General features: G+C 38.9%; 26 protein-coding genes and 2 pseudogenes. 15 read left to right on the forward strand and 13 right to left on the reverse strand.

Features of this window, described 5'->3' with window-relative positions; translation table 11 throughout:
- The coding region (lnt, locus tag L647_RS0109630; protein ID WP_024610952.1) for an apolipoprotein N-acyltransferase at nucleotides 1-1,418 on the forward strand (1,418 nt) is incomplete at its 5' end.
- A gap of 66 nt (nucleotides 1,419-1,484) precedes the next feature.
- On the opposite strand, the gene L647_RS0109635 is transcribed toward lnt, so the two are convergent.
- From L647_RS0109635 to L647_RS0109655, 6 genes are all read right to left on the reverse strand, one after another.
- Nucleotides 1,485-1,976, reverse strand: coding sequence for a hypothetical protein (locus L647_RS0109635; protein ID WP_024610953.1), 492 nt, complete (start codon nucleotides 1,974-1,976; stop codon nucleotides 1,485-1,487).
- A gap of 55 nt (nucleotides 1,977-2,031) precedes the next feature.
- The gene (locus L647_RS01000000123960) at nucleotides 2,032-2,706 is read right to left on the reverse strand and encodes an alpha/beta hydrolase-fold protein (protein WP_253948852.1); all 675 of its coding nucleotides are present in this window, start codon (nucleotides 2,704-2,706) and stop codon (nucleotides 2,032-2,034) included.
- 9 nt (nucleotides 2,707-2,715) lie between these two features.
- Nucleotides 2,716-2,883: a hypothetical protein gene (locus L647_RS1000000126375; RefSeq protein ID WP_253948853.1), complete on the reverse strand. Its 168-nt coding sequence runs from the start codon at nucleotides 2,881-2,883 to the stop codon at nucleotides 2,716-2,718.
- Between the two features lie 89 nt (nucleotides 2,884-2,972).
- Complete coding sequence (locus tag L647_RS0109645) at nucleotides 2,973-3,206, reverse strand: type II toxin-antitoxin system RelE/ParE family toxin (RefSeq protein WP_024610954.1); 234 nt, start codon at nucleotides 3,204-3,206, stop codon at nucleotides 2,973-2,975.
- Entirely contained in the window at nucleotides 3,196-3,447 is a 252-nt protein-coding gene (locus L647_RS0109650; protein ID WP_024593875.1) for a type II toxin-antitoxin system Phd/YefM family antitoxin, read from the reverse strand. The genes L647_RS0109645 and L647_RS0109650 overlap by 11 nt, the downstream gene beginning before the upstream one ends.
- Nucleotides 3,448-3,651: 204 nt before the next feature.
- On the reverse strand, nucleotides 3,652-3,951 hold the full coding sequence (locus L647_RS0109655) for a hypothetical protein (RefSeq protein WP_024610955.1): 300 nt from the start codon (nucleotides 3,949-3,951) through the stop codon (nucleotides 3,652-3,654).
- A 310-nt stretch (nucleotides 3,952-4,261) separates the two neighbouring features.
- Between L647_RS0109655 and L647_RS0109660 the strand changes: the two genes are divergently transcribed.
- A complete protein-coding gene (locus tag L647_RS0109660) occupies nucleotides 4,262-4,786 on the forward strand; it encodes a CIA30 family protein (protein WP_024610956.1) in 525 nt (174 codons plus the stop codon).
- Nucleotides 4,787-4,862: 76 nt separating this feature from the next.
- Here the strand turns inward: L647_RS0109660 and L647_RS1000000126765 are convergent.
- From L647_RS1000000126765 to L647_RS0109685, 5 genes and pseudogenes are all read right to left on the reverse strand, one after another.
- Nucleotides 4,863-5,219 (reverse strand): annotated as a pseudogene (locus tag L647_RS1000000126765) (hypothetical protein).
- Between the two features lie 135 nt (nucleotides 5,220-5,354).
- Nucleotides 5,355-5,609 (reverse strand): hypothetical protein, encoded by a 255-nt coding sequence (locus L647_RS0109670; protein WP_024610957.1) that lies wholly within the window; start codon nucleotides 5,607-5,609, stop codon nucleotides 5,355-5,357.
- A 30-nt stretch (nucleotides 5,610-5,639) separates the two neighbouring features.
- Entirely contained in the window at nucleotides 5,640-6,116 is a 477-nt protein-coding gene (locus L647_RS0109675) for an FKBP-type peptidyl-prolyl cis-trans isomerase (RefSeq protein ID WP_024610958.1), read from the reverse strand.
- 2 nt (nucleotides 6,117-6,118) lie between these two features.
- A pseudogene (locus L647_RS01000000123970) lies at nucleotides 6,119-8,490 on the reverse strand (AAA family ATPase).
- A gap of 77 nt (nucleotides 8,491-8,567) precedes the next feature.
- Nucleotides 8,568-9,026 carry a hypothetical protein gene (locus L647_RS0109685; RefSeq protein ID WP_024610959.1) on the reverse strand — a complete coding sequence of 153 codons (459 nt, stop codon included), beginning with the start codon at nucleotides 9,024-9,026 and terminating at the stop codon, nucleotides 8,568-8,570.
- A gap of 196 nt (nucleotides 9,027-9,222) precedes the next feature.
- Here L647_RS0109685 and leuS point away from each other — a divergent pair, with 196 nt between their 5' ends.
- The 13 genes from leuS to lipA all read left to right on the forward strand — a co-directional run bounded on the left by leuS (nucleotide 9,223) and on the right by lipA (nucleotide 21,976).
- Complete coding sequence (leuS, locus tag L647_RS0109690) at nucleotides 9,223-11,811, forward strand: leucine--tRNA ligase (protein WP_024610960.1); 2,589 nt, start codon at nucleotides 9,223-9,225, stop codon at nucleotides 11,809-11,811.
- 1 nt (nucleotide 11,812) lies between these two features.
- Nucleotides 11,813-12,304: an LPS assembly lipoprotein LptE gene (gene lptE / locus L647_RS0109695; protein ID WP_024610961.1), complete on the forward strand. Its 492-nt coding sequence runs from the start codon at nucleotides 11,813-11,815 to the stop codon at nucleotides 12,302-12,304.
- Nucleotides 12,304-13,341, forward strand: a complete 1,038-nt coding sequence (gene holA / locus L647_RS0109700) for a DNA polymerase III subunit delta (protein ID WP_024610962.1) — start codon at nucleotides 12,304-12,306, stop codon at nucleotides 13,339-13,341. The genes lptE and holA overlap by 1 nt, the downstream gene beginning before the upstream one ends.
- 20 nt (nucleotides 13,342-13,361) lie before the next feature.
- Nucleotides 13,362-13,997 (forward strand): nicotinate-nucleotide adenylyltransferase, encoded by a 636-nt coding sequence (gene nadD, locus L647_RS0109705; RefSeq protein ID WP_024610963.1) that lies wholly within the window; start codon nucleotides 13,362-13,364, stop codon nucleotides 13,995-13,997.
- Between the two features lie 55 nt (nucleotides 13,998-14,052).
- Nucleotides 14,053-14,370: a ribosome silencing factor gene (gene rsfS, locus L647_RS0109710; RefSeq protein WP_024610964.1), complete on the forward strand. Its 318-nt coding sequence runs from the start codon at nucleotides 14,053-14,055 to the stop codon at nucleotides 14,368-14,370.
- A 37-nt stretch (nucleotides 14,371-14,407) separates the two neighbouring features.
- Nucleotides 14,408-14,878, forward strand: a complete 471-nt coding sequence (gene rlmH / locus L647_RS0109715; protein WP_024610965.1) for a 23S rRNA (pseudouridine(1915)-N(3))-methyltransferase RlmH — start codon at nucleotides 14,408-14,410, stop codon at nucleotides 14,876-14,878.
- 9 nt (nucleotides 14,879-14,887) lie between these two features.
- On the forward strand, nucleotides 14,888-16,741 hold the full coding sequence (mrdA, locus tag L647_RS0109720; protein WP_024610966.1) for a penicillin-binding protein 2: 1,854 nt from the start codon (nucleotides 14,888-14,890) through the stop codon (nucleotides 16,739-16,741).
- Entirely contained in the window at nucleotides 16,738-17,844 is a 1,107-nt protein-coding gene (gene rodA / locus L647_RS0109725) for a rod shape-determining protein RodA (RefSeq protein WP_024610967.1), read from the forward strand. The genes mrdA and rodA overlap by 4 nt, the downstream gene beginning before the upstream one ends.
- Nucleotides 17,844-18,617, forward strand: a complete 774-nt coding sequence (locus tag L647_RS0109730) for a septal ring lytic transglycosylase RlpA family protein (protein ID WP_024610968.1) — start codon at nucleotides 17,844-17,846, stop codon at nucleotides 18,615-18,617. Before rodA ends, L647_RS0109730 begins: the two co-directional genes overlap by 1 nt.
- Before the next feature lie 53 nt (nucleotides 18,618-18,670).
- Entirely contained in the window at nucleotides 18,671-19,834 is a 1,164-nt protein-coding gene (locus L647_RS0109735) for a serine hydrolase (protein ID WP_024610969.1), read from the forward strand.
- Between the two features lie 228 nt (nucleotides 19,835-20,062).
- The gene (ybeD, locus tag L647_RS0109740) at nucleotides 20,063-20,341 is read left to right on the forward strand and encodes a DUF493 family protein YbeD (protein WP_002958517.1); all 279 of its coding nucleotides are present in this window, start codon (nucleotides 20,063-20,065) and stop codon (nucleotides 20,339-20,341) included.
- Between the two features lie 19 nt (nucleotides 20,342-20,360).
- Nucleotides 20,361-21,014 (forward strand): lipoyl(octanoyl) transferase LipB, encoded by a 654-nt coding sequence (gene lipB, locus L647_RS0109745; protein ID WP_024610970.1) that lies wholly within the window; start codon nucleotides 20,361-20,363, stop codon nucleotides 21,012-21,014.
- Complete coding sequence (gene lipA / locus L647_RS0109750) at nucleotides 21,011-21,976, forward strand: lipoyl synthase (protein ID WP_024610971.1); 966 nt, start codon at nucleotides 21,011-21,013, stop codon at nucleotides 21,974-21,976. Before lipB ends, lipA begins: the two co-directional genes overlap by 4 nt.
- A 116-nt stretch (nucleotides 21,977-22,092) precedes the next feature.
- Here lipA and L647_RS0109755 read toward each other — a convergent pair whose 3' ends face one another.
- Both L647_RS0109755 and L647_RS0109760 read right to left on the reverse strand, forming a co-directional pair.
- Nucleotides 22,093-22,479: a hypothetical protein gene (locus L647_RS0109755; protein WP_024610972.1), complete on the reverse strand. Its 387-nt coding sequence runs from the start codon at nucleotides 22,477-22,479 to the stop codon at nucleotides 22,093-22,095.
- Nucleotides 22,480-22,640: 161 nt separating this feature from the next.
- A complete protein-coding gene (locus L647_RS0109760) occupies nucleotides 22,641-23,090 on the reverse strand; it encodes an SMI1/KNR4 family protein (RefSeq protein WP_024610973.1) in 450 nt (149 codons plus the stop codon).
- Nucleotides 23,091-23,378 lie beyond the last annotated feature (288 nt).

The following is a 23,378-nucleotide window of genomic DNA, read 5'->3' on the forward strand; positions in this document are numbered from 1 at the left end:
CCGCCATTACTTTTTGTGTTAACCCCAATAGTACCGCTAAATTACATGCAAAAACTGCCGCTAAATATGGTTTTATATTTGGTTTAGGTTGGTTTGGTGCAGGTATAAGCTGGGTGCATGTATCTATTGCCACCTTTGGCGGCATGCCGCTTATTGCGTCACTCTCATTAATGGCTTTATTGTGCTCTTACTTAGCGTTATTTCCGGCACTTGCGTTTTACTTAACAACTCGCTTTGCAAGTGGTCCTAAAAGCTTTGGCGCACTCCTTATTACCAGCTTTGCAATTAGCGAGTATTTACGTGGCGTAGTGCTCACCGGTTTCCCGTGGTTAAGTTTTGGTTATACGCAAACCGACGGTCCACTCAGGCTACTTGCCCCTTATATTGGCGAATTTGGTCTTACTCTAGTATGTATTGCCATTGGTTTTGCACTTTATCGCTTAACTCAAAAAGATTTTAAAACGCCAGCGGTTACCGCAGCAGCTATTGCCCTTATTTTTACCGGTGCACTTAATACTGGTAGCGTGCATTACTCAGATAAAAACATGTCGGTATTACTCGTGCAAGGCAACATACAACAGCACTTACGCTTTGATCCAAGTGAATTTTGGACCACAATGAGCAAATACCAAGACATGACGCGCCCACATTGGGATGCCGACTTAATTGTATGGCCCGAAGCCGCAGTGCCCGAAATAGAAATGCTTGCCGACTCTTACTTAGCAGGGCTCGACAGTGCAGCATCGTTTAACAAAACCGCCCTTGTAACCGGTATTGTTGACTACCAACGAGACACTAAAAACATATTTAATACACTTATTGTTGTAGGCAATAAAGAACGCGACGACGAGCACGGGCATTACCGTTACCTCGATAAAAATCGCTATCAAAAACACCAATTATTACCGATTGGCGAATTTGTACCATTTCAAGAATTTCTGCGCCCTATTGCCCCGTTATTCGATTTACCTATGTCGTCGTTTACGCGTGGCGACAAAGTGCAAAACAACTTGCGTGCAAATGGCTATAACTTACTCCCCGCTATTTGCTACGAAATAGCCTTTTCCGACTTAGTACGTGGTAATTATAAAAGCGACTCCGACCTACTCTTTACTGTAAGTAACGATGCTTGGTTTGGCGACTCTATTGGCCCACTGCAACACATGCAAATAGCCCGCATGCGCGCGCTTGAATTACAACGCCCACTAGTGCGCGTTACCAACAACGGTGTAAGCGCCGTATACGACCCCATAAGCCACACACAACAAACCATGCCTCAGTTTGAAGCTACCACATTGAAAGCCAACATTAAGCTTATAAAAGGCGACAGCGTGTACAGCCAATACGGAAATATGTTTGTGTGGGGATTTGTGTTTTTGCTGGGTCTTGGTGGTTTTGGGGTTAGGTTTAAGAAGTAAAATAAAGTTGATAGCTGTCAGTAGTCAGCTATCAGTTTTTATGTTGCCAAGGATATTTAGCTGATCTCAAACATTAGGATAGCTTCTTATCCATAAATCCGTACACCCTCTTTCGATGTAAATCTCTATCGTTTTCTCTATAAGTTGAGCTGTCATATCCATTAGTGCAGTGGTCCCCCCCAAAATTGCATTTTTCTCATAGATATAGCGACTTTCAATAAATGTACATCGATATTTTTCTATCAAGGTTAATGAGAGATCACATGAAAACTTGTGTTTTATTGAACTTGGTAACGCATTAAATAGATGCACCAGATCATGTGCACTCTCTTTCTTATTGAGAACCTTTGAGTTAAATTGATATTTTTCGTTTAATAAACCGTTATTGCTCACTACTTTGCAGTTAAAGCTTTTAAATAATATCTCTAAGGCTAACGCAGCGTTAGCAATTGAAATACTAATAGAGTGAGTCCACATAAGCTCTGATGACTTTAAATATAAATATGATGTTTCAATCATATGGGGCGCTAAAACCCATTCATACTTTTCATCGCTCATAAGATTTCCTTTCAAGTATTACTTTCAATTTTTTATACTTCATAAAAGTAGACATCTAATTACTTAGTATCTTTCTAATACCATAATACCAGCTAAGCGCTGCGACTGTGCCATGGGTTTCATCTTCAAAGTAACGTTGATTTATAATTAGATTATCGCTTGAGTGTGCTTTTAACTTTTCAGCAAATGCTAAACCCCATCGGTAATTTGTTTTACCAATTTCGCCAAACACTTCGCCGTTATTTGCAAAGGTAAAATACACATTGCCTTTAAGCAGCTTATTTATTAGTTGCTTCTCATCAAAATAACGATTGAGATAGTTATTATCCCAAAGATACGTGGCATCAATAATTAAGTAATCTGTAAATAGCGCATGGTTGGTAAGCAATACATAGCTGGCAAACAAGCCACCAAAAGACTCGCCAATTAATACGCGTTTAGTTGATGTGCGGTAATTTTTATTAATCAGTGGAATGAGTTCTTTTTCGAAAAATGCGCTGTAGTTTGCAGCGTTGCCAATATTTTCAAACTTTTCGAGTAGCTTACCGTTAAATGTCCAATCTACATTTGTAGGGGTAAAGTCGCGCTCTCTTATCGCATTTTTACTGTTAGGAATAGCAACAATAATAGCTTCTTGTATTTGCTGCTCTAGCCGCTCTGTACTGAGCGCTTCCACCAGTCCAGCAACTGCTTTTAAATGGGTTGGGTCACCATCAAGCAAGTAAATCACAGGATATACTTAATTCGGGTTTTCACTGTAGCTTAGCGGTAAATAAACACTATAATTGCGCTGTTCATTTAAAATACTAGATTTTAGCTGATAGGTTTTGGCTAAAATAATAGACTCTGAGGCATTTACATTTACTGTAAAAAATAAATATAAAAATATTGTAGATAAAACTTTCATACATATCCTTGTATCAATAAAAAACCAAGAAGAAACTTTTGGCTTTCTTTGAACAATCAAAACACCGCTTTTATTACCAAGCAACCAAACTATTTCTTAGATCGTGACGTTAACTTTTTATATATCGCACCTTTATCGCGCTTACCAATTGCGAGTACATAAACCACCACTTCGTTGTCAATAACCTCGTAAGCTAGGCGATNNGGCACATGCGGGTTATCTAAGCGCTCAGTAAGTTTCTTTTTAAACTGGCTTTTAAGTGGTGGCGCAAGTTTCTCCCACTCCTTTAAGGCTGCAGGTAAAAGCTTTAACTTATAAGTCATCTATACTAACTTCAACCGCTTGAGATAAATCGCCTCTGCGGCTCTCAACAACTTGAGTTAGTTCATAATCATCTAGCTGTTCCATTAGAAGCTCATACATTTGTGCAGGCACTAAGTAAGCTGCAGGCTTGTTATGATTTAATATGGCTATCGCAGCGCCATCTGCTTCATTTAGAAGTGCTGTTGGATTTTTTTTAAGTTCTGAAATACTTGCCGAACAATCAGCTAAAACCTGTCTCATGACACACCTAAAAAGAACTAAATTAAGCCCTAATTTTAGACCTTTTTTAGATTATAGCTATACTTTTTTATAATTGTTCTTGCTTATAGTCAGTAAAAAAGTAGATATAACAATATACTGAGTGGCATTTAGTAAACACTTGTCAAAGCTGGGTTTATAAAATAAAAACGAATATTTACTATAGTTAAATTATTTTTTACTGAGTTAGACAGAATCAATACCTGAGCTAATTACATAAAACCACGTTAAGCCAACGTAATAAACTCCATACATAAAAAGTATTACCACGTAAGCGAATACTTTTCTGCAAATATGTAATTGCTTAAAAGATGAAAATAAAAAATAGATAGAAAGTACAAACACCATAGTATGCATCGAAAACCAAATAGCTTCTGGCATACCTAAAGCATAGACACTGCCCATACTCCTTAAAATATAACTAATTGTGATTGTTAAAGGTAAACCTATAAACCAAATAATGACTCCAATGATTAAAGTTCTCATACCATCCTTGCTAAAAATTACATGCTTACAACTTTCATTAAGTAATTTAAACTAACTTACTTAATTTACACATTTTTATTTTTTACAAAATAAAGTTAATAAAAATTAATATATGAAAAGACATGAAAAATGCTACTTTGAACATAGCCACTCTATTACGATGAGTATTTCGCTCGGTATATTAAAAAGAGCAAGTAAAGCAGGGTAAGCATGATGCCATCAGCAGTATGTACTGCGTTGATTATTTTGTGCCAACCTGTAAAAAATTATTAAATCGTATTACCTATTTAAAGCTAATTAAGAGGTCATCATGACAACCAAACAACTTTCATCACTTTTTGTATTTAATTTATTACTTATAAGTGAACAAGCGAATGCAAAACAGCAATGGGATGTTGTTAACGACTCTGTAATGGGTGGTGTATCTCATAGCAAGGTAGCACAAACAAAAGACAGTTTGCTGTTTACAGGCAATGTTTCGCTTGATAACAACGGCGGTTTTGCATCAATACGCACAGCCTTAAATACACAAGGTCAAAATACTAAAGCTATAGTGCTGCGTGTTAAAGGTGATGGGCAAACTTATCAGCTTAGACTCAGGACAACGAACTCCCCTGATGGCGCCGCTTATACTCACTCATTTAAAACAGTAAAAAATGAATGGGTAGATATAAACTTTTCCCCAAGTGATTTTACCCTAACGTATCGCGGGCAAATACTTGAGCAGCAACCGACTATTGATTTTGATGATATTAAACAGCTAGGCTTTATGATTGCAGGCAAGCAAGAAGGTGAATTTAGGTTAGAGGTGAGTAAAATTGAGTTTAAAGGTTAGCCCACCAGCGCAGTGTTAACTTAACTTTAGCTAGTATAGATAAATAGTATAGCTAAATAGTATAATCGTGATCGCCTCACCTTTTCATTTCACTAATAACCAGCTCAACCATATGTTGTTTTATAGTTGCTTGCTCTGATTTTAGCTCCCCGAGTTACAGCTCTAGCATATCTATTTGCTCTTGCAACGTAATAACTCGCCCCGTGAAGAGCTTGTATACTTTTTAGAGATTTTTATACTGACTGCCAAACGTTGCGTTATCTTCACTGTATTGCTGTGCTTTAGTATTTAAAAACTTTGATAACACATATTTTGGTTATTACTCGCCCTCTCCCTCGCTCCCTTCTTCAACAGGTAGTTTATCTGATTGCGCTAAAGGCTGAGTATTCAAGCTGTATACTTGATATGGAATGGGAGCCGGTGAAATCTTCATTATTTTATCCCTAAAATAGCTTTGTAACTATTATAGGTATCGACCTAGCATTAAAATCCTTGAGCAAACTTTAATGTTAGCTAAAAGCAAAAAGCCCCACTTTATTAAAGTAGGGCTTAAAACTAACTCGTTTGCTTACTTGGTGTTTTGGCTTTCTTGTGAGAGCACAATAAGAGCAAGCGCGGCATTTAGGCGAGTATTTAAATTATTATAAATAGTCATTCCAAATACGCCGATAATACAAACTATTAAACCTATTTGCAGGTTAGCGCTCATTTCTAGTAAAAAAACAGCTGCAACTAGTAAGCATAGCGCTAATGCGTAAACAATAGATTGAAAGGTAAAGTTAATATCACCCTTGGCTACTTTAAGTAATTCATCTTTATTCATAACTTACTTCCTTGTTATTTAATTTAATCACTAAGACTCAATTGCCAATAACTCTACTTCAAAAATAAGTACTGAGGCAGGAGGAATACTCCCTACACGTTTTTCGCCGTACGCTAGCTGATGCGGTACATAAAAGGTATATTTATCGCCTGGGCTCATTAGTTGTAAGCCTTCGGTCCAACCTTTAATAACTTGGTGCAAACCAAAGCTAATAGGTGTTTTACGCTCTACTGAGCTGTCAAACACAGTGCCGTCGATTAGTGTGCCGTGGTAATGCACGTTAACCATACTTGTTGGGCTTGGTGTGTTTTCGCTTTCGCTTTTATGTATTACTTTATACTGCAAGCCTGAAGTGGTTTCGACTACGCCCTCTACCTTTGCGTTAGCGGCTAAGTAATCTGCACCTATTTGTGCGTTTATACCTGCTTGTTGCTTTGCTTTTTTACTATTTTGAAATATTAAAAAACAAAAAATGGCGATAACCACCGCCAAAATTATATTGATCATCATTAACCTTTTTCGTTGTCTAGCTTTTCATTATCTAGCTCTTCGTCTTTTTCATCATCGCCATTTACTATGTCGGCAATTTCTTTAAGGCGAGCAAGTGCAATACCGTTTACTGAGCTTTCTGGGTACTGGTCATCAATTATATCGCCCGCTTCTATATCCATTAGCAAGTTAAGTGCTTGGTCTACGGTTTCTACTGCGTAAATATTAAATTTACCACTCTCTACTGCATTAAGTATTTCGTCATCAAGCACTAGGTTAACTTGGTTGGATTTAGGAATAATAACGCCTTGCGTACCGGTTAAACCACGCATTTTACACAGCTTAAAAAAGCCTTCTATTTTTTCATTTACGCCACCAATGGCTTGCACATCACCATGTTGGTTTATAGAACCCGTGAGCGCTATTGATTGGCTAATAGGTAGGCTTGTAATAGACGAAATAAGTGCACAAAGCTCTGCTAAAGATGCGCTATCGCCATCTATGTAGCCGTAACTTTGCTCTATGGCAATATTAGCACTAAGCGTTAAACTAAACTGCTGAGCGTATTTGTTACCTAAATAACCAGTAAGTAACATAACCCCTTTAGAGTGAATTGCTTTGCCTAATTCAACTTCGCGTTCAACGTCTATAACGCCATCGGCGCCCGCATAAACAGTCGCTGTAATACGCGCTGGTGTTCCAAATGAGGTGTCGCCAATATGTAATACCGTTAAGCCATTCACTTTACCAATAGCTTGACCGCTGGTTGCAATAAGTGTGTGACCTTCTTTTATGTCACTAAGCATGTTTTCGCTAATTTGCCCGGTACGATATTGCTTACCTTCAATAGCTTCATCAATATGGTGTGCATCTATAACGGTTAAATTATCTTGTTTAGCGTAGTAACTTGCCTCAGCAACAAGTTCTAGCACATCGGCAAAGCGANGGCTTGCGTTGCTGTGCATTTTAAAGTTTGCTCGCAATACTCAGTAACTTTAGTAATAAACTGGTACTGCAATTTATCGCTACTTGGTAAGTAGTAGTCAAAATCGGCAAGTACTCTAAACAGCTCTGCAAATTCCTCGTCGTATTCACCTATGGTGTAATACAACTCGCGTGAGCCTAATAAAACAATTTTCACATCAAGTGGGATCAGTTGTGGTCGAAGTGTAAAACTTGTTCCTACTGTGCTGTCTTGATACGGTAAATCATTTTTTATTTGATGTGTTTTTAACGCAAGTTTTAAACCATCCCACACTTGTGGGTTAGCCATTATTTTTTCGGCATCCATAATTAAGTAACCGCCATTAGCACGATGCAATGCACCAGGCTGAACTGAGCGATAACTCGTAATTAACGTACCTTGCGATGTAGCATATTCAATTTTACCAAATATATTACCAAAGGTTGGATTTGGCTCATACACCACTGGCGCTGCATCGTCTTCTTTAAATTCAACTAATATATTAGGAGCAAAAAAGTCGGTAAGCATGCCTTTACGGTCAAAATCTTCTTTGTTGTCTTCGCTTTCATCTTCATCATCTAGCCATTCAAGCACGGCATCAATAATTTCAACGCGTATATCTTTTAAATAGCGCAGTACACCAATATGCGTGGCATATTTATGTTCTAAGTCTTTTAAAAGTGGCTTAGTGGCTTGCTCTGCGGTCGATTTTTTAAGATTACGAAGTTTTTCTTTAGATTCGCGTTTCCAACGAGGCAATTCTATTAGCGCTTCTATTAATGCATCTTCTAGTTTTTCTATTTTTTCAAAAAATTCTTCGCGTAATGTTTCTTCAAGCTCGCCAAATTCGCTGTCGCTTAGCTGTTTTCCATCAACAAGTGGTGCAAAGCCTACTGAGCTTTTTTCTTCTACTAGTGCAACGCTTTGTTCAAGTGCAGCTATTTCAACAGCGGTAATTGCGCTGTCGTAGGCATCGTTAAACTCGCGGTCTATCGACTTTTTCTTGCGCTGGTATGCTGGATTATCAAAAGCAGCCGGAAATGTGTCTAGCACTTCATCTAAAAATGAATCTATGTCGTCAGATAATTGCTTGCTCTGACCTGGTTGCATAAATAGTGCAATAGGCTCGCGATGATCGTCGTAATTATTTACATACAACCATTCATTAGGCGTGGGTCTGTCTTTTGCGTGTTGCTTGAGCTTATCTTTTACAAGCGTAAAACGACCATGTGCAGCCTCCCCCATTACATAAACGTTATAACCAGGAAGTTCCATACCTAATGAAAAGTCGAGCGCACTTTGGGCACGTTGTTGCCCTATAAAAGTAAGTTGCTCTGGATACGGGTTACTCATACACGTGTTTACATGATTAGTAGAAATACTCGGTGCGAGTGCAGATACGGATAATGGCAGCAATTTTTTCGTCATTCTAACTTCTTTGTTTACCAGCATATTCGCTAGCTTTTAAACGTATTAAGTGGCTTATAGCCACTTAATACTAATATTTAGGGTTGCAAAGCCTTACGGCTAAACTGCGTTCCATCACACTCTATGCAAGGTGTTATTTGCGTAGCGTGATAAATGTCGTGGCTATGTCTGCAATTCTTACATACTAATGTGCCCATGGCTATCCATTCGCCCACGTGATACACACCATTTTGCTTAATATCTTGACTTAACGATTGCCACTCAAGCTGTGTTTTGTCTTCTATGTTCGAAAGCTCAAACCAAAGAGACTCTTTAAGCTCTTGCCATGCAAGTGAATTGTAATAAGATTCGTGCTCTACAATATGCTCAATATCATGCTTTAAGTAACTTTTGTAGAGCTCATACCTTTCTTGACTTAAATCTTTAATTGCCCGCTCAGATTCAACAAATCCGGTAACAACGTCTTTCACGCCATTATTTTTTACATCTTTTAGCCAATCAGTAAAGTCACTAAGCCATGTTTTGTAATCAGTCATTTTTTACTCCTTCAAAATTGCTGTTAAATCAGTCTGTAACTTATGTATTTAGCTAACCACACTATAAAAAAGCAGGTTAACCTGCACTGAAAGTTACAATTTAATAAAAGCATGTTTTTGACGCTGTGAATAGTGTTTTATTTGGGGTATCCTAATGGCAATTTTTTATTAGTTTGCAAGAAGTCTGGAACCATAGATGCAAGAGCAATATAACCCGCAAGATATAGAGTCAAAAGTACAAAGCTACTGGGAAGAAAACCAGGTATTTAAAGTCACTGAAGATGAGAGCAAAGAAAAGTATTACTGCCTTTCTATGTTCCCTTATCCGAGTGGTCGACTGCATATGGGTCATGTGCGTAACTACACTATTGGTGATGTTGTTTCTCGTTTCCAGCGCCTGCAAGGCAAAAACGTAATGCAACCTATGGGTTGGGACGCGTTTGGTTTACCTGCAGAAAACGCTGCTATTAAAAACAAGACAGCCCCTGCAAAGTGGACTTACGAAAATATTGATTACATGCGCAACCAACTTAAGCAATTAGGTTTTGGTTATGACTGGGATCGCGAAATTGCGACGTGTCACCCAGAATACTATAAGTGGGAACAGTGGTTTTTCACTAAACTTTACGAAAAAGGCTTAGTGTATAAAAAAATGTCGACTGTTAACTGGGATCCAGTGGATCAAACTGTACTTGCTAACGAACAAGTTATTGACGGTCGTGGTTGGCGTTCAGGCGCTGTGGTTGAGCAAAAAGAAATTCCACAGTGGTTTATTAAAATTACCGACTACGCACAAGAGCTACTTGACGATTTAGACAAGCTTGAAGATTGGCCAGAGCAAGTTAAAACAATGCAGCGCAACTGGATTGGCCGCTCTGAAGGGTGCGACATTGAATTTAAACGTACCGATAACAACGAAACATTTAGCGTATACACAACACGCCCAGATACCTTTATGGGTGTTACGTATGTTGCTGTTGCCGGTGGTCACCCTATTGCACAAGAAGCCGCTAAAAATAGCGACGCTATTGCGATGTTTGTTGAAGAATGTAAAAACACCAAAGTAGCCGAAGCAGATATGGCAACAATGGAGAAAAAAGGCATTGCAACAGGCTTTTACGCAACTCACCCGTTAACGGGCGAGCAAGTACCAATTTGGGTAGCTAACTTTGTATTAATGCATTACGGCTCAGGCGCTGTGATGGCAGTACCTGCACATGACCAACGCGATTTTGAATTTGCAACGGCTTACGGTCTTGACATAAAACAAGTAATTGCACCTGCTGAAGGTTCAGACCTTGAAGTAAACCTAGATAAAGAAGCATTCACTGACAAAGGTGTGCTTGTAAATTCTGGTGAATTTAACGGACTTGATTTTGAAGCTGGTTTTAAAGCGATTGCCGATAAATTAGAAGCACTCGGTGTTGGTGAGCGTAAAGTAAACTTCCGCTTACGTGACTGGGGTGTTAGTCGCCAACGTTATTGGGGTTCTCCTATTCCAATGCTTAGCGATGAAGATGGTAAAGAACTTGCGGCTACTGAAGATATGCTACCAGTTCGCTTACCAGAAGATGTGGTAATGAACGGTGTAACATCACCACTTAAAGCAGACCCAGAATGGGCTAAAACAACAGTTAATGGCGCACCTGCGTTTCACGAAACTGATACGTTTGACACATTTATGGAATCGTCTTGGTATTACGCTCGTTACTGTAGCCCACGCTACGATGAAGGCATGCTAGACCCTGCTGCTGCTAACTACTGGTTACCAGTAAACCAATACATTGGTGGTATTGAGCATGCAATTTTGCATTTATTGTACTCGCGCTTTTTCCATAAATTATTACGTGACTTTGGTTTAGTTAATTCAGACGAGCCATTTGACCGCTTACTTTGTCAAGGTATGGTACTTGCTGAAACATTTTATCGTAAAGATGAAAAAGGCGGCGACATTTGGATTTCGCCAACTGATGTAAACACCGAAACCGACGAAAAAGGCCGCGTTACTAAAGCATGGCATAAGGAAGACGGCGAGCCGGTATTCTCATCAGGTATGAGTAAAATGTCTAAGTCTAAAAACAACGGTATAGACCCACAACATGTAATTGCCCAGTACGGTGCAGATACAGTGCGTTTATTCATGATGTTTACAGCACCACCAGAGCAAACGCTTGAATGGTCAGACTCAGGCGTTGAAGGCGCGCATCGTTTCTTAAAACGTGTTTGGAAATACGCGGTAGACGTTAAAACAGTAGGTTACCAAGCACTTGATAAATCAGCGCTAACTAATCCACAAAAAGTACTACGTCGCGACTTACACAAAGCAATTGCTAAAGTGACTGATGATGTTGAACGTCGTCAAACCTTTAACACCGCTATTGCAGCTATTATGGAGCTTTCTAATAAGTTATTAAAAGCACCATTAAGCGACAAGCAAGATGTAGCGATTGCTAACGAAGCACTTGAAGCATTAGTTATTATGCTTGCACCTATTACTCCGCATTTATCGCATGAGCTTTGGAAAGAGCTTGGTAAAAAAGGTGAAATTTTAGATGCTGCATGGCCAAAAGTTGACGAGTCGGCACTTGTTGAAGATGAAAAACTTATCATCGTACAAGTAAACGGCAAGCTTCGCGCTAAGCTAACTGTGGCAGCAGATGCAACTCAAGAGCAAGTAGAAGCCCTTGCGTTTGCAGAATCTAACGTAACTAAATTTACTGACGGTGCAACCATTCGTAAGGTTATTTACGTACCTGGTAAATTACTTAATGTGGTAGCTAACTAATATGGGCGCATTTAACGCCATTAAAAACGGACTAGCCTTAGTGCTAGTCTGCTTTTTGTTATCGAGCTGTGGGTTTCATTTAAAAAAAGCCTCTAGCCTGCCTGATAACCTTAAGCAACTTACCCTTGTGGGTGATGATGAAAAGTCAGCCTTGTTTGAAGATCTTAAAAGCGAGCTAAAAGCGAGTAATGTAGAACTAAAAGCACCTGCTCACAATATGGCGCAATTGTACTTACGTAGAGAAACAGTTGAACGTCAAACGTTGTCGTTGTTTCAAAATGGTCAGGTTGCTGAATACGAACTTGCCTATGGTGTGTCTTATATAGTTAAACGCCCAGGTGAAGACGCAATAGAAAAACGCTTTGAGCTTTACCGTAACTATCAAGATGATCCAGATCATGCACTTGCTAAAGCAAAAGAACTTGAGTTACTTATTACTGAAATTCGCCAACAAGCGAGTCGCCGTATTGTTAGAGAGCTGTCGCAACTATAATGCGCTGCTACGCTAATCAATTATCAAGCGAGTTAAATAAAGGGTTAAAACCCTTTTATTTAGTGTTCGGCGAAGAGCCATTTCAAGAAGCCCAATGCGTACAACAAATTCGTGACGTTGCTAAGCAACAAGGATTTGATGAGGTAATTAAGTTTACCTTAATGCAAGGCTTTGATTGGCAAGAAATTATAGCTCAATACCAAAGTATGTCGCTATTTAGCGCACGTACTATTATTGAGCTTGATTTAAACCAACAAAAACCGGGCGTTATTGGCAGCAACACCTTTAAAAAAGTTGTTGAGCTGGTAAACCCAGATACTATCCTCATTATTAAAGGTGCTAAAGCCAGCCAAGAAGTACAGCGTGGCGCTTGGTTTAAAGCCCTTGATAAACTCGGCGTATTTGTCCCTTGCTACCCACTTACAGGCTCCCATGTAAAACGATGGCTAGACGAGCAATGCCAACGTTTATCACTTAATATGCAAAACGATGCAAAACTAAGCTTAATAAATGCGACTGAAGGTAATTTACTAGCGTGTTTTCAGGAACTCGAAAAGCTCTCGTTATTACATGGTGATGCGTTAATTACTCAGCAATTAGTTATGCAAGGGTTATTAAATCAAGCAAAGTTTGATATTTTTGATTTAAGTGATGCACTGTTAAATGGTCATGCTAAACAAGCTATAAAAGTATTAAATAAACTAGCTAGCGATAATACCGAAGTGGTAAGTATTTTATGGGCTATAACCAAAGAGCTCAATACACTTATTAGTGTGCAACTTGGTTTATTAAATGGTGAGCCAATTGCTAATTTGTTTAAGCAAAAAGCAATTTGGAAAAATCAGCAAGGTCCCGTGCAAAACGCAATTAACCGTTTAAGTATAAATACACTTGAGCAAATAAATAGTGAAGTAGCTTTGTTTGATGCCAGTTATAAACAAGGTAACTTAATTGCCCCTTATCAAGCGCTCGCTCATATTTGTATTAAGTTTTGTCAACCGCTCGATATCCCTATGCCGTGCCACACGGTTAATTAATAAAAGCTAATGGGTGTTAAATGATCGCAATTTTTGGTGGCACTTTTGACCCAGTGCATTCTGGTCATATAAACATGGCGCTGCAATGTGTTAAAACATTTAATTTAAACACGCTTTATTTTATGCCTTGTGCACTCCCCGCTCATAAAGCAGCACCTGGCATTAGTACGCAGCATCGTATCGGTATGCTAAACGCAGCTATTGCACCTTATTCGCATTTTGAACTCGATTTAAGAGAGCTTAACCGAACAGGTCCATCTTATTCGTTACTAAGTTTGCAAGAACTTCGTAAAGAAAACCCCACTACTCCTATTTTATTTTTAATTGGTATGGACTCATTTAACAACCTCGATAGATGGTTTGAGTGGCAAGCAATAACGCAGCTTTGTCATATAGTTGTTTATCAGCGCCCAGCACAATATTGTAATGTAACGGGTGACCTTGAAAATTACATGCAACAATCAAAAACAGATGAAATAACAGCACTTGAGCAAACTCTTGCTGGAAAACTTTATTTTTTATCCGGTGAAACGCGTGATGCGGCCTCTAGTACCATTCGCAAGCAGCTAAAAAAAAGTAATAAAAAGAATGAACTATTACCCGATGCAGTGAGTCATTACATAGAAGTACATCAGCTCTATCAAATTGATGCTTAAAAACCCTTAGCGTGTTAAAATGCGCGCCATTAAATTTTTAAATTGAGACAAAACCTTGGATTCAAAACAACTACTCGCCTTTGCAATGGATAAAATTGACGATATGAAAGCGCGTGACATCATTCATATTGACGTAACGAAGACATCAGACATCACTGACTATATGGTTATCTGTTCTGGTACATCTAAACGTCACGTACAGTCAATTGCTGATCATTTAGCAAAAGAAGCTCGCCATGCCGATTCAGAGCCTCTAGGTTATGAAGGTGAAAGCGACGGCGAATGGGCACTGGTTGATTTAGGTGATGTGGTTGTACACGTGATGCAAAGCGAAGCACGTATCTATTACGATCTAGAAAAACTGTGGGGCTAAACGCTCACTCATTTTAGACAATGCTTGGAAGTAATACGTGAAAATACAAATGATTGCTGTTGGTACAAAAATGCCAGCATGGGTAGAGACGGGTTTTGCAGAGTATCAGCGCCGTTTCCCTAAAGATATGGCGCTTGAGTTAATCGAAATTCCAGCCGGAAAACGTGGTAAAAATGCAGATATAAAGCGTATTTTACACATTGAAGGTGAAAAAACTTTAGCGGCTATTCCAAAAGGCAATCGTATTGTTACGTTAGAAGTAACAGGGAAAGCACTCGATACACACCAACTTGCTAAAAATATGGAAAAATGGCAACTCGATGGGCGCGATGTAAGTTTACTTATTGGCGGACCTGAAGGACTTGCTCCAGAATGTATTGACGCTTCTGAGCAAAAATGGTCGTTATCTAATTTAACATTACCGCACCCTATGGTGCGTATAATTGTTGCAGAAAGCCTTTACCGGGGCTGGAGCTTAAATAACAACCATCCTTATCATCGCGAGTAACCCCTTGCCATGCTAAAACATAGACCCACTATTCGTGACCACTCCGCAGAGGCAAACTTATTTGCTAGGCGTGCATTTGTGGGTTTTGTTTTTGTATTAGCGTTAGTCGCTGTACTACTTTCTAATCTTTATACTATTCAAGTAGAAGATCACGAAGACTACCAAACTCGCTCTAACGATAACCGCATTAAAGTTATACCAATTGCACCTAACCGTGGTCTAATTTACGATCGTAATGGTGTATTACTTGCCGAAAACAAACCTGTTTATAATCTTGAAGTAATACCCGAAGAAGTGGACGATTTAGCCGAATCGCTTGAACAAGTAAGCAAGCTAATCACTATTACTGAGCAAGAAAAAGAAGACTTTTTAAAAGATATAAAGCACACACGTCGTTTTAAATCACAGGTTCTTAAATCACGCTTAGATGAAACCGATGTGGCTCGATTTTCGGTTAATCAACATAAATTCCCTGGTTTTAGTATTGAGGCACGTCTTGCTCGTTATTATTCGTTTGGCGATACCCTCACCCATGCGTTGGGTTACGTAGCAAAACTTAATAGAAAAGAGCTAAACCAACTAGAACAAGAAGACCGAGCAACTAATTACCGTGCAACACATGATATTGGTAAACTCGGTATTGAAAAATACTATGAAGAAATACTGCACGGAAAAGTAGGCTCTCAACGCGTAGAAGTAAATAACCGTGGACGTATTATTCGTACATTAAGTATGACCCCTCCTCAGCCTGGTAGCGATTTAGTACTGACACTCGATGTTGGTTTACAGCAAATAGCACAGCATGCACTTAAAGATATGCGTGGCGCTGTTGTGGTTATGGATGCAAAAGATGGTGGCGTACTGGCGCTTTATTCAAACCCTAGTTACGACCCTAATTTATTTGTACACGGTATAAGTAGCAAAAATTACAAAGCATTACTTAATCAAGATCGCCCACTTATAAACAGAACTACGCAAGGGCGTTACGCTCCTGCCTCNATGGCGGTACTAGCACTTGAAGAAAACATAGTAAGTGAAACAACTTCTCTTTGGGATCCGGGCTTTTTTCAGATTCCGAACGTTGAACATAAATGGCGCGACTGGAAACGTTGGGGACATGGTCATGTTGATGTTTATAAGGCAATTGAAGAGTCGTGTGATACCTACTTTTATGACGCTGCTTATCGCTTAGGTATTACCAAAATAAGCGATTTTATGGCGCGCTTTGGTTATGGTGACTTATCAGGTATTGATATTCACGAAGAAACTACTGCAATATTGCCTTCAAAAGAATGGAAAGAAGGTCGCTTTAAAGAGTCGTGGTGGCGTGGTGATACTATTTCTGTAGGTATTGGACAAGGTTACTGGACTGCAACTCCAATTCAAATTGCAAACGCAACAAATATATTAGTGAATCGCGGTCTTAACCACCCTCCTCATTTAGTGCAGGTTGTAAAAAAAGATAACGATATTCAACAAATTAATAATGAAGAAAAGCCGCCTGTTATTTTAAAAGATCCCCGTCATTGGCAAGTCTCTTTAGATGCAATGCATAACACAGTTAAAAAAGTCTCCGGTACCGCACATAAAGCATTTAAAGGCACGACATATGACTCTGCGGGTAAAACGGGTACTGCACAAATAGTAAGTATTGCACAAGGCGAACGCTACGATGCAGAGTCACTTAAAGAACGTCAACGCGATAACACTATTTATGTTGGCTTTGCACCGTATACCGATCCAAAAATAGTGGTTTCTGTTGTATTAGAAAACAACCATGGCGGCATTCAAATTGCTCGCCAACTTATGGATTACTATTTTGCTGCAAATCCCGTTAATCTTGCAAGGAATGATACACCATGACCACTTTGCACGATGAACGCTCTATTTGGATGCGTATGCATCTTGATTTACCACTGCTCATTGCGTTACTAATAATGATGGCAGGCAGTATTACAGTCGTTTATAGCGCCAGTGGTCAAGATTCTTCTATGATGATTCGTCATATTACCCGTATGGGCGGTGCTATTTTAGGCATGGTTATTTTAGCGCAGTTTTCACCCGCTACTTTAAAGCGTTTAGTTATCCCTCTTTATTGTGTTGGGTTACTTATGTTAGTTGGCGTACTTTTATTTGGTGTAAGCTCCAAAGGCGCACAGCGTTGGTTAGATTTAGGTATTACACGGTTTCAACCTGCTGAATTAATGAAGCTTGCAGTGCCAATGATGGTTGCATGGTATATAGGTCGGAATCACTTACCGCCTCGCCCTATCCATTTAATTATTGGTTTTATGATAGTAATGCTCCCTACCTTATTAATTAAAGAACAACCCGATTTAGGCACAGCCATACTTATTGCAAGCTCGGGTATATTTGTATTGTTTTTATCCGGCTTAAGCTGGCGCTTGATAGGCTTTTTAAGCTCTATTGTTGCACTTGCCGCATGGCCATTTTGGCATTACGGAATGCACGACTATCAAAAACAACGTGTACTTACCTTTTTAGACCCTGAGAGTGATCCCCTTGGTTCGGGTTATCACATTATTCAATCAAAGATAGCTATTGGCTCTGGTGGCATTGAAGGTAAAGGTTGGTTGCTTGGCACGCAATCACAATTAGAGTTTTTACCAGAACGTCATACCGATTTTATATTCTCAGTTTTAAGTGAAGAGTTTGGTTTATTTGGAGTATGCATATTACTTAGCCTGTACTTATTTATTATAGGTCGTGGCTTGTTCATTGCTGTAAACGCACAAGATGCTTTTGGTAAATTACTTGCAGGCGCACTTACACTGACCTTTTTTGTTTATGTTTTTGTAAATATAGGCATGGTATCTGGGTTGTTGCCTGTAGTAGGTGTACCGTTGCCTCTAATAAGTTATGGTGGAACGTCAATGGTCACGTTAATGGCTGGTTTTGGTATTATTATGTCGATTGCGACTGATAAAAGGATGCTTTTAAAATAATGCGACTTTATATACAACTTTTACTCACTACACTATTAATTACATTATTAAGCGCTTGTAGTAGTTCTAATAGCGGCTCAAGTAGCCGTTATAGTATGCGCCACGACTCAGCTCCTTTACGTGTGCCTACTGCAATTGAAATGCAAGATGCAACCGTAACCGAAGTAACCAAAAGCGCCAGTGCAGGTAGACCTTACGAGGTTCTTGGTAAACGCTATAGTCCTATGCTTGACGAAACGAGTTACAGTGAAGAAGGTATTGCATCGTGGTACGGACGTAAGTTTCATGGCTATCACACGTCAAATGGTGAAACATATGATATGTTTGCCATGACTGCGGCGCATAAAACGCTGCCATTACCTAGTTTTGTTAAAGTAACAAACACAGCCAATGGTAAATCAGTTATTGTGCGTGTAAATGACCGAGGTCCTTTTCATGACGATAGACTAATTGACCTTTCATATGCAGCTGCCTATAAGCTCGGTTACTACAACCATGGTACAGCAAAGGTTAAGCTTGAAGCCGTTACGCTTCCTGATTCGGTTGCACATCAGACCTACATTCAGGTAGCTGCGGGTAGCACTTTAATGAATATAGAAGCACTAGCGAGTACCTTGCGAGAGCAATATAAATTACCAACAAATATCGTTCAAAAAGACGCTATTTACAGGTTGCATTTAGGTCCGATAAAAGATGCCTCACATGCACAAGAAGTATTAAATAAATTAAAACAAAATCAATTTCAAAACGCGTTCTTGCTTTACACTCAGTAAGACCTTTAAAATGGCGTAACGCGAATCTTTAACTTTAACCATTAATGAGTATGATGAAATCTATTAAACAAAAAATCCTCAAAGGTGTATGCGGCTTAGCTTGTTCTGCCGCTGTATTTTCAGCCACCGCCCAGATTATTCCGGCACCACCTCAAGTTAATGCTAAAGGTTATTTTTTAGTCGACTTTACTACTGGTAAAGTAATCGCCGAAGGTGAAGCCGATACACAATTGGCACCTGCAAGCTTAACTAAAATGATGACCAGTTATGTAATTGGTAACGAAATTAAAGCCGGTAACATAGCACCAACCGATATGGTTACTGTGAGTGAAAAAGCATGGGCTAAAAACTTCCCAGAATCATCTAAAATGTTTATTGAAGTAGGTAAGCAAATTAGTGTTGATGAACTTAATCACGGCATTATCATTCAATCGGGTAACGATGCCTGTGTTGCAATGGCTGAGCATATCGCAGGTAGTGAAAGCGCGTTTGCTGATTTAATGAATGCTCACGCAGCTAAATTAGGTATGAGCAACAGTCACTTCATCAATAGTCATGGTCTTGATACCAATGAGCATTATACAACGCCACGAGATATGGCAACGTTAGGTGCTGCACTTATACGTGACGTACCAAATGAGTATGCACTTTATAAGCAAAAGTCATTTACTTACAATGGTATTAAGCAATACAACCGTAACTCACTGCTGTGGGACGAAAGCTTAGATGTTGACGGTATTAAAACAGGTCATACATCAGACGCGGGTTATAGCTTAGTAACATCTGCAACTAAAAACGATATGCGTTTAATTGCTGTTGTAATGGGTACTTCAAGCGAACGAGCTCGTAAAGTAGAAAGCAAAAAACTACTTAACTATGGTTTTCGTTTTTATGAAACAATTACTCCTTACAAAGCGGGCGACAGCTTTGCAGAACAACGTATTTGGATGGGTAATAAAGAAAACGTATCTTTAGGTATTTTAGAAGATACACCTATTACTATTCCACGTGGTCAGCATAAAAACCTTAAAGCTAACTTTGAGCTAGATAACACACTTGAAGCACCACTTGCCAAAGGTACTAAAGTAGGTACGTTATTCTTACAACTAGAAGGCGAAGACATTGCTCAGTACCCACTAGTAACACTTGAAGAAGTGGAAGAAGGTAGCTTCTTTAGTAAGATTTATGACTACTTACGTTTACAAATTATGCAGTAATTTATAGCTGCCCTATTAACTTGGGCATATAATTTAAACGCCTCCATTGTGAGGCGTTTTTTTTTGCTTGAAAAATGCTAGAATGCGCCCCATATAAACCAATCATATTGAGTTGTTATTTTTGGTGCATCCAAAACTGTATAAACTCAAGATTGCCATTAGCCTGTCAGTTTAACGCTTAGCGTTTTGCATAGAGCCTTCATTTTATTTTTTTGAGGAGTCACCGTCGTGGTTCAACCTGTTAAAGATACAAAATTTGATGAGTACTTAGAGTACCCTTGCCCATTTACATTTAGAATAATGGGTTTAGCTAACGTAAACTTAACTGATCAAATTTTAGCTAAGTTACAGCCAATTGCACCTGGCGACTACGCACCTAAAGTAAAACCAAGCAGCAAAGGTAACTACGAATCAGTAAGCCTTGTTGCAACGGTAACTAGTGGCAAACATATTGAAGAAATTTACAACGTGATCAGTAATATTGATGACGTACGACACATGCTTTAAGCCATAGTTGAGATTTGTTGTGAACGAAAACACCTTAATCGTACGCCAACTGGGTCGTCAGCGTTATATGCCAATTTGGCAAAAAATGCAGGACTTTACCGACACCCGTGATGAAAATACACCAGATGAAATTTGGCTTGTAGAGCATGAGAGTGTATTCACTCAAGGCCAAGCAGGTAAAGACGAACATTTACTTGCCCCTGGCGACATTGAGGTAATTAAAGTAGACCGTGGCGGACAAGTAACCTATCACGGTCCTGGTCAGCAAATGATGTATGTATTATTTAACTTACGTCGTTTAAAAATTGGTGTCCGAGAGCTTGTTACATGGCTTGAAGAGTGCATTATTGAGTCACTCGCAGAGTACGGTATTAAAGCCTATGCAAAAGCTGATGCGCCAGGTGTTTACGTTAACGATAGCAAAATAGCATCACTTGGATTAAGAGTTCGTCGTGGTTGCTCGTTTCATGGTTTAGCATTAAATGTTAACATGGACTTAAGTCCATTTTTACGCATTAACCCATGTGGTTATGCGGGCATGAATATGGTGCAAACTAAAGAATTAGATGGTCCTAAAAACCTAGAAAGCGCAGGTGAAGGATTGGTAAAACACATGATCAATAAGCTTAATGCAACACAGGTTAAGCATACTGAAGGGTTTGAAAACGAATGAATAAACCAGTCAAAATGGAACCAGGTGTAAAACTACGCGACGCAGAAAAAATGGCGTTGATCCCAGTAAAAGTTTTACCTACAGAAAAAACTGAAATGTTGCGTAAGCCAGAATGGTTAAAAATTCGCTTACCTAAATCAACAGAACGCATTGATGGTATTAAACAAGCACTGCGTAAGCATGGCTTGCACTCGGTATGCGAAGAGGCTTCGTGCCCTAACCTATCTGAGTGTTTTAACCACGGTACCGCTACCTTTATGATTTTAGGTGCTATATGTACTCGTCGTTGCCCATTTTGTGATGTTGCCCATGGTCGCCCTTTAACACCCGACGCTACAGAACCTGAAAAACTAGCACTTACAATTAAAGATATGAAGTTAAGCTACGTAGTAATCACTTCGGTTGACCGTGATGATTTACGCGATGGTGGTGCGCAGCATTTTGCCGATTGTATCCGCGAAATCCGCAAACATAACCCAACTATTACTATTGAGATTTTAGTGCCTGATTTTCGTGGTCGTATGGATCGAGCACTAGAGATTTTAATCGAAACGCCACCAGATGTGTTTAACCACAATCTTGAAACTGCGCCACGTTTATACAAACTAGCTCGCCCAGGTGCTGACTACAAATGGTCATTAGAACTACTTCGTCGTTTTAAAGAAGCTCACCCTGAAGTTAAAACTAAATCAGGCTTAATGGTTGGCTTAGGCGAAGAAATTAGCGAAATTGAAGAAGTACTTCGAGATTTACGTGCTCACAACGTTGACATGCTTACTGTAGGTCAATATCTACAGCCATCTAAGCATCACTTACCTGTTAAACGTTACGTGCCACCAGTAGAGTTTGACGGCTTAAAAGCGTATGCAGACGAAATTGGTTTTACTCACGCGGCGTCAGGCCCGTTTGTACGCTCAAGCTACCATGCTGATCAACAAGCAGCTGGTAAAGAAGTGAAATAATCACTTTTTATTATGAGTAAAAAAGCCGTTAGGGATAAACCCCTAACGGCTTTTTTGTTAAAACACATACATGTAAATAGCATGAAGTTATTTGTCCGCCCAACTGAAATGATTTTTTATAATGAAATAGATGTTATGCAATCAAATAATTGTGGCAACGTATCAAATGATTCAAATACGTCATCATGTGCAAAAAAGTTAACCACTAGATACTGATTGCGAATCGCACAAAATTTATAAGTATCCATATTGCCATTACTTCCCAGTTCAAGTGAAGTCTGAGATGTACTAAGCTCACTTATCAATTCCTCTGCACTAAAAATAATGACGTTATTTATTTGAATACCATCAGTCAACGTTAAAAAGTACATATATTCAATTGTAAAACGATCCCCAAAGCATACTTTAAATAATGGCGTAATATGGTTATTAAGCTCAGCCGATATTGGATTATTTAAATACACTCCTTGGTTTTCAGAGTACTTTTCGAAACTGTAATGCATATATGCCTGCACATTTGTAAAAGTTAGTTTATGTAATAGGAGAAATTAATTTTAATCATTTAACTCTGTTACAGAAAAAGATACCTAAACTTGCAGATGAGTACTTTATTTAAAATTTGGAATAGAGCGCATTAACGTTGAAGCTCACTATATTAAAATCACTATTCTTCTTCCAAACATAAAATAAATTCTAAAAAGCTGTTAGCAATAACATCAACTCTATCTTCCCCATCGCCATAAACTACTTTGGGGTCACTCTTTCCTCCTCGATAATCTAGTGCATAAAAATCATATCCGTGCGAGCCAAGAATAATTAAGCTCTCTGGTATACCTGCGGCTTCATAGTCAAACCCTGTATTTGAATCATAATGACTAAGATTTAACTCACTTAAAGCTGAAAAGGCTGGAACGGATGTTTGAGCTATTTCACTATCACAATTTAATTCAAGGTTTACAAATCCACCATCAGATAACGAATAAAGGTGTTTGAATTCGACCGGTAACTTTATGCCCGTTTTCTCTTCAAAAGACTGTAGGCTTTGAACACTAGCGCCCGATAGTTTTTCATCCTCTTCTTTGTACCAAAAATTTTCATATATTTCTTTTAGCATGCATAACTTCCTAATAAAAACTTATATAGTAATTTTTTATCGAATGAATAAATTAAAAATATACTATATTTTCTAATAAAATTAACAACCTACACCTTAACGTTTACTTTTTTACTTGTAAATGTTCGATATAGGCTTCTTATAAAAACAGCAGGGCAAGATCACGAACTTTACCTTGACTTAAAAATATGATCTTATACTTCTTTTTTAAGGAGTATACCCATGCCTAATATTCAGTTATTTAAATATTTCGAAACAATCGATGACCCTCGACAACAAGGCAAAGTG

It is taken from the genome of Pseudoalteromonas sp. TB64 (genome assembly GCF_000498095.1).
GTDB lineage: Bacteria > Pseudomonadota > Gammaproteobacteria > Enterobacterales > Alteromonadaceae > Pseudoalteromonas.

What these genes read in the sequence shown, in the direction of transcription:
- L647_RS0109670 (WP_024610957.1), bottom strand. Translation starts at nt 5,609, where the DNA reads ATGAATAAAGATGAATTACTTAAAGTAGCCAAGGGTGATATTAACTTT.
- L647_RS0109760 (WP_024610973.1), bottom strand. Translation starts at nt 23,090, where the DNA reads ATGCTAAAAGAAATATATGAAAATTTTTGGTACAAAGAAGAGGATGAA.
- L647_RS0109650 (WP_024593875.1), bottom strand. Translation starts at nt 3,447, where the DNA reads ATGAGACAGGTTTTAGCTGATTGTTCGGCAAGTATTTCAGAACTTAAA.
- L647_RS0109635 (WP_024610953.1), bottom strand. Translation starts at nt 1,976, where the DNA reads ATGAGCGATGAAAAGTATGAATGGGTTTTAGCGCCCCATATGATTGAA.
- L647_RS0109675 (WP_024610958.1), bottom strand. Translation starts at nt 6,116, where the DNA reads ATGATCAATATAATTTTGGCGGTGGTTATCGCCATTTTTTGTTTTTTA.
- lptE (WP_024610961.1), top strand. Translation starts at nt 11,813, where the DNA reads ATGGGCGCATTTAACGCCATTAAAAACGGACTAGCCTTAGTGCTAGTC.
- holA (WP_024610962.1), top strand. Translation starts at nt 12,304, where the DNA reads ATGCGCTGCTACGCTAATCAATTATCAAGCGAGTTAAATAAAGGGTTA.
- L647_RS0109755 (WP_024610972.1), bottom strand. Translation starts at nt 22,479, where the DNA reads ATGCATTACAGTTTCGAAAAGTACTCTGAAAACCAAGGAGTGTATTTA.
- nadD (WP_024610963.1), top strand. Translation starts at nt 13,362, where the DNA reads ATGATCGCAATTTTTGGTGGCACTTTTGACCCAGTGCATTCTGGTCAT.
- L647_RS0109685 (WP_024610959.1), bottom strand. Translation starts at nt 9,026, where the DNA reads ATGACTGATTACAAAACATGGCTTAGTGACTTTACTGATTGGCTAAAA.
- leuS (WP_024610960.1), top strand. Translation starts at nt 9,223, where the DNA reads ATGCAAGAGCAATATAACCCGCAAGATATAGAGTCAAAAGTACAAAGC.
- L647_RS1000000126375 (WP_253948853.1), bottom strand. Translation starts at nt 2,883, where the DNA reads ATGAAAGTTTTATCTACAATATTTTTATATTTATTTTTTACAGTAAAT.
- lipA (WP_024610971.1), top strand. Translation starts at nt 21,011, where the DNA reads ATGAATAAACCAGTCAAAATGGAACCAGGTGTAAAACTACGCGACGCA.
- rodA (WP_024610967.1), top strand. Translation starts at nt 16,738, where the DNA reads ATGACCACTTTGCACGATGAACGCTCTATTTGGATGCGTATGCATCTT.
- L647_RS0109655 (WP_024610955.1), bottom strand. Translation starts at nt 3,951, where the DNA reads ATGAGAACTTTAATCATTGGAGTCATTATTTGGTTTATAGGTTTACCT.
- L647_RS0109735 (WP_024610969.1), top strand. Translation starts at nt 18,671, where the DNA reads ATGAAATCTATTAAACAAAAAATCCTCAAAGGTGTATGCGGCTTAGCT.
- L647_RS0109730 (WP_024610968.1), top strand. Translation starts at nt 17,844, where the DNA reads ATGCGACTTTATATACAACTTTTACTCACTACACTATTAATTACATTA.
- L647_RS0109660 (WP_024610956.1), top strand. Translation starts at nt 4,262, where the DNA reads ATGACAACCAAACAACTTTCATCACTTTTTGTATTTAATTTATTACTT.